The organism is Variovorax sp. 01T439_2, assembly GCF_056398445.1.
The window spans coordinates 1-4,664 of record NZ_JBFTPJ010000443.1 but is presented as its reverse complement, the minus strand read 5'-3'; the positions used below and the strand labels follow the sequence as shown (position 1 = coordinate 4,664).

The 4,664-nt window shown below is 66.7% G+C and carries 5 protein-coding genes and 1 pseudogene; 1 reads left to right on the top strand and 5 read right to left on the bottom strand.

Going from position 1 to position 4,664, the window contains the following annotated elements; genetic code table 11:
- The 3 genes and pseudogenes from AC1DOC_RS19955 to AC1DOC_RS19945 all read right to left on the bottom strand — a co-directional run.
- A pseudogene (locus AC1DOC_RS19955) lies at positions 1 to 177 on the bottom strand (Hsp70 family protein); the annotation flags it as partial.
- A complete protein-coding gene (gene lysS / locus AC1DOC_RS19950; RefSeq protein ID WP_478083177.1) occupies positions 174 to 1,736 on the bottom strand; it encodes a lysine--tRNA ligase in 1,563 nt (520 codons plus the stop codon). The pseudogene AC1DOC_RS19955 and the gene lysS, both read right to left, overlap by 4 nt.
- Before the next feature lie 123 nt (positions 1,737 to 1,859).
- On the bottom strand, positions 1,860 to 2,531 hold the full coding sequence (locus tag AC1DOC_RS19945; protein ID WP_478080716.1) for an LON peptidase substrate-binding domain-containing protein: 672 nt from the start codon (positions 2,529 to 2,531) through the stop codon (positions 1,860 to 1,862).
- A 25-nt stretch (positions 2,532 to 2,556) separates the two neighbouring features.
- Between AC1DOC_RS19945 and AC1DOC_RS19940 the strand changes: the two genes are divergently transcribed.
- Positions 2,557 to 3,117 (top strand): YggT family protein, encoded by a 561-nt coding sequence (locus AC1DOC_RS19940; RefSeq protein ID WP_478080708.1) that lies wholly within the window; start codon positions 2,557 to 2,559, stop codon positions 3,115 to 3,117.
- A 12-nt stretch (positions 3,118 to 3,129) separates the two neighbouring features.
- Here the strand turns inward: AC1DOC_RS19940 and accD are convergent, their stop codons facing one another.
- Positions 3,130 to 4,002, bottom strand: coding sequence for an acetyl-CoA carboxylase, carboxyltransferase subunit beta (accD, locus tag AC1DOC_RS19935; protein ID WP_012746558.1), 873 nt, complete (start codon positions 4,000 to 4,002; stop codon positions 3,130 to 3,132).
- 63 nt (positions 4,003 to 4,065) lie between these two features.
- Positions 4,066 to 4,664: tryptophan synthase subunit alpha (gene trpA / locus AC1DOC_RS19930; protein ID WP_478130349.1), on the bottom strand; the 599-nt coding region annotated here is incomplete at its 5' end.

Below are 4,664 nucleotides of genomic sequence, written 5' to 3'. Positions count from 1 at the left end.
GCCGAAATGCGTCGTGCGGTCTTCGGCGTTGAAGAAGATCGCGGTCGGCAGCGTGGTGGCCGCGCCTTCGATGGGCAGCAGACGGGCGGCGCCGTCGACCCGGCAGGCCACGGCGGAATTGGAGGTGCCGAAGTCGATGCCGATCGTCGGCAGCGACGACGGTAACTTCACGCTCAAGATTCCCTGCGCAGCGCCGGGAACAGGATCACGTCGCGGATGCTCGGCGAATCGGTCAGCAGCATCATCAGCCGGTCGATGCCGATGCCGCAGCCGCCGGTGGGCGGCATGCCGTACTCGAGCGCACGAACGAAGTCGTGGTCGTAGAACATGGCCTCGTCGTCGCCGCTGTCCTTGGCGGCCACCTGCGCGTTGAAGCGTGCGGCCTGGTCTTCGGCGTCGTTGAGCTCGCTGAAGCCGTTGCCGAACTCGCGGCCCGTGATGTAGAGCTCGAAGCGCTCGGTGACCTCGGGGCGCTCGTCGTTGGCGCGCGCGAGCGGCGAAATTTCGGTCGGGTGCTCCATGATGAAGGTCGGCTGCCAGAGCTTCTCTTCCACCGTCTCTTCGAAGTACATCACTTGCAGGCTGGCGAGGCTGCGCTGCGAGAGCTTGTCCTTTTCTTCGCTCAGGCCGATCTTGCGCAGGGCGTTGATGAGCCAGGCGCTGTCGTCGACGGCGGGGCCGGCTTCCGTGTACTTGAGGATGGCTTCGCGGATCGTCAGGCGCTCGAAGGGCTGGGTCAGGTCGACCGGCTTGCCCTGGTAGGTGAGCTGCTGCGTACCCACGGCCTTGTCGGCAATGGTGCGGATCAGCGTCTCGGTGAAGTCCATCAGGTCGCGGTAGTTCCAGTAGGCCGCGTAGAACTCCATCATCGTGAACTCGGGGTTGTGCCGCACCGAGATGCCCTCGTTGCGGTAGCTCCGGTTGATTTCGAACACGCGCTCGAAGCCGCCGACGATCAGGCGCTTCAGGTAGAGCTCGGGCGCGATGCGCAGGAACATCTCCTGGTCGAGCGCGTTGTGGTGCGTCTTGAAGGGCTTGGCGTTGGCGCCGCCGGGAATGGGATGCAGCATCGGCGTCTCGACTTCGAGGAAGCCGTGGCCCACCATGAATTCGCGCAGCGCGCTCACGGCCTTGCTGCGCGCGGTGAAGCGCACGCGGGCGGTTTCGTCGGTGATCAGGTCGACGTAGCGCTGGCGGTACTTCTGCTCCTGGTCGGCCATGCCGTGGAACTTGTCGGGCAGCGGGCGCAGGCTCTTGGTGAGCAGGCGCAGCTTGGTGACCTTGACCGACAGCTCGCCGGTCTTGGTCTTCATCAGCGTGCCTTCGGCGCCCACGATGTCGCCCAGGTCCCAGCGCTTGAACTCGGCGTAGGCTTCCTCGCCGATGGCATCGCGCGTGACGTAGAGCTGGATGCGGCTGGTGGCATCCTGCACCGTGGCGAAGCTGGCCTTGCCCATCACGCGCTTGAGCATCATGCGGCCGGCCACGCTCACGGCAACGGCCTGCGCCTCGAGCGCTTCGGCATCGGCGGCGCCATGCACCTCGATCAGCGCGGCGGCGCGGTGGCCCGGCTTGAAGTCGTTCGGAAACGCGACCCCCTTGCCCTCGGCCTGGGCGGCGCGCATCAGCTTGAGCTTTTCGCGGCGCTCCGCGATGAGCTGGTTGTCGTCGACGGCGGGCGCGGCGGCCGGAGCTGCGGCGGGCGTGGGAATGGAGGGGATCAGGTGGTCGGACATGAAGTGCGGGTGGGGGCGCAACAAAAGCGAGCGCAACCCAGCATTTTAGCCGATCGGGTGCAAACGGAACCGGCCTCCAGTGCCCGCCAATCCTGCTCGAAACGCTATGAAAGAAGTAGCAATCTATTCAGTGATGCCCGCACGTGCCAGCAGATCGCTGACCAGTTCGAGCCGCATCAGCGGACTGTCGAGCTCCATGAGCCGCTGCCGCAGTTCGAGCTGCATGGGCACCAGTTCGCACCAGCGGTTGGCCACCCAGCCACAATCGTCGAAGCGGTAGGGCTCGCCGACGGGCAGGCGCAGGGCCTCGGCGCCCTGCGCGCGGCGGCGTTCTTCGAGGGTATTGACGAGGCGCCGCAGCGCCGTGGCGGTGTGCTGGAGGTCGCCTGGAATTTCGAGCGCCGTGTCTTCGGCCACGGCTTCGACTTCGGCAACCCACAAGCCGTATTTCTGCAGTTCGGCGGCGCGGACCCGGAAGCGCTGCGTGCCGACGCATTCGATCTGCAGCAGGCCGCTTTGCGGCGAATCGAATTCGCGGATGACCGCCAGCGTGCCGACGGTCGCGAAGCTCTCCGCCTCGGCGCCGGCCTTGCGCACCTCGCTGCCGCTCGTGAGGCTGACCACGCCGAAGGGCGCGTCGGCCTTGCGGCATTTGCCGATCATGTCGAGATAACGTACTTCGAAAATACGCAGCGGGAGCATGCCGTCCGGAAACAGGACCGTGCCGAGCGGGAACAATGGCAGTGAATGCAAAAGGGGCTGTGTGGTCATCGATGAACCTTGCATGGCTATCATCGCATTCCCCTCACGACCACGCCCCATGCTCTACCAGATCCCCTCGTTCCTTCTCGACGTGATCGTCGGCCTGCTCGGCGGCGCCTGCCTGCTGCGCCTTTACATGCAGTACCACCGCGTGCCTTTCGGCAATCCGCTCGGGCGCTTCATATTCGCGATCACCGACTGGATCGTGCTGCCGCTGCGCCGCATCGTGCCGCCGGTGAAGCGCTGGGACTTGGCGAGCGCCATCGCGGCCTGGCTGCTCGTGCTGGCCAAGTTCCTGCTGCTGTGGCTCCTGATCGGCAACCTGGGCCGGATTGCCACCCTGCCGCTCGTTTCGCTGGTGGGGCTGCTGCAGCTCGCGGTGTCGGGGCTGACGGCACTGCTGGTGGTCTATGCCGTGCTGTCGTGGATACCGGGCGCGTCGCCGGTGCTGCTCGACCTGATCTCGCGGCTGGCCGAGCCGCTGGTGCGRCCGTTCCGCCGGTTCATTCCGCTGATCGGCGGCGTGGACCTGTCGCCCCTGGCCGCGATCGTGGTGCTGCAGGTGATTGCGATCGTGCTGGGCAACCTGCTGGTGCTGGCTTACCAGCTGGGTGCCTGATCGGTCTTTCGTTCAGCTGACCGCGTCGGCCGGCTGGCGCAGCAGCATGGCGAGCGTGCTCGCAATGGTCTTGCGCAGCTCGCGGCGGTCGCTGATGAAGTCGATCGCGCCCTTGGTCTGCAGGAACTCCGCGCGCTGGAAGCCTTCGGGCAAGGTCACGCGCACGGTCGATTCGATCACGCGCGGGCCGGCAAAGCCGATCAGCGCCTTGGGTTCGGCAATGACCACGTCGCCCACGAAGGCGAAGCCGGCCGAGACGCCGCCCATGGTCGGGTCGGTCAGCACGCTGATGTAGGGCAGGCCTTTCTTGGCGAGGCGGGTGAGCGCCGCGTTGGTCTTGGCCATCTGCATGAGCGAGAGCAGGCCTTCCTGCATGCGGGCGCCGCCGGTGGCGGTGAAGCAGATGAACGGCACCTTCTGCTCGATGGCCGTCTCGACGCCGCGCACGAAGCGCTCGCCGACCACGCTGCCCATGCTGCCGCCCATGAATTCGAATTCGAAGCAGGCCACGACCACACTGATGCTGTGGACCGAGCCGCCCATGACGACCAGGGCGTCGGTCTCGCCGGTGTTCTCGAGCGCTTCCTTGAGCCGTTCGGGGTACTTGCGGCTGTCCTTGAACTTGAGCGCGTCCACCGGGAGCACTTCCTGGCCGACTTCGTAGCGGCCTTCGGCGTCGAGGAAGGCGTCGAGCCGCGCGCGGGCGCCGATGCGGTGGTGGTGGCTGCAGCTCGGGCAGACGTTCTGGTTGTGTTCGAGATCGGTCTTGTAGAGAACGGTCTCGCAGGCGGGGCACTTGATCCACAGGCCCTCGGGCACCTGGCGGCGCTCCGACGGGTCGGTTTGTGCGATCTTGGCGGGTAGCAGTTTTTCAAGCCAGCTCATAGGACTCCGAATTAGCTCCCCCCGCCCGCGTGCGGGAGGGGGGCTGGGTGAGGGCAGCAGCGATTATCGGCCAGCCGCGTTCTTGGGGGTAGCCGCCGGCAGGGCATCGAGCGCCTCGCGGATGCCGGCCAGGAATTCGCGCACCGCGGGCACCACCTTCTCGCGCGGCTGTCCGTCGATCAGCTGGATGATCCTGGTGCCGATCACGACCGCATCGGCGGCCGAACCGACGGCCTGCGCCGTGCGCGCGTCGCGGATGCCGAAGCCCACGCCCACCGGGATGCTCACGTGCTCGCGGATGCGCGGGATCATCTGGCCGACCGCCTCGGTGTCGAGGTGGCCGGCGCCCGTCACGCCCTTGAGCGACACGTAGTAGACATAGCCGCTCGCGATGCGCGCGACCTGCGCCATGCGCTCGCTGGTACTGGTGGGGGCGAGCAGGAAGATCAGGTCGATGCCCGCCGCCTTCAGGTCGGCGGCGAAAGCCTCGCACTCCTCGGGCGGGTAGTCGACCACCAGCAGGCCGTCGACGCCTGCGGCCGACGCATCGCGGATGAAGGCTTTTTTGCCATGCACGAGGTCGTAGCGCTCGACCGGGTTCGCATAGCCCATCAGCACCACGGGCGTGGTCGTGTCCTTCTGGCGGAAGGCGGCCACCATGG

Excerpts from the sequence above, each read along its gene's own strand:
- lysS (WP_478083177.1), bottom strand. The coding sequence starts at position 1,736 with ATGTCCGACCACCTGATCCCCTCCATTCCCACGCCCGCCGCAGCTCCG.
- AC1DOC_RS19945 (WP_478080716.1), bottom strand. The coding sequence starts at position 2,531 with ATGATAGCCATGCAAGGTTCATCGATGACCACACAGCCCCTTTTGCAT.
- accD (WP_012746558.1), bottom strand. The coding sequence starts at position 4,002 with ATGAGCTGGCTTGAAAAACTGCTACCCGCCAAGATCGCACAAACCGAC.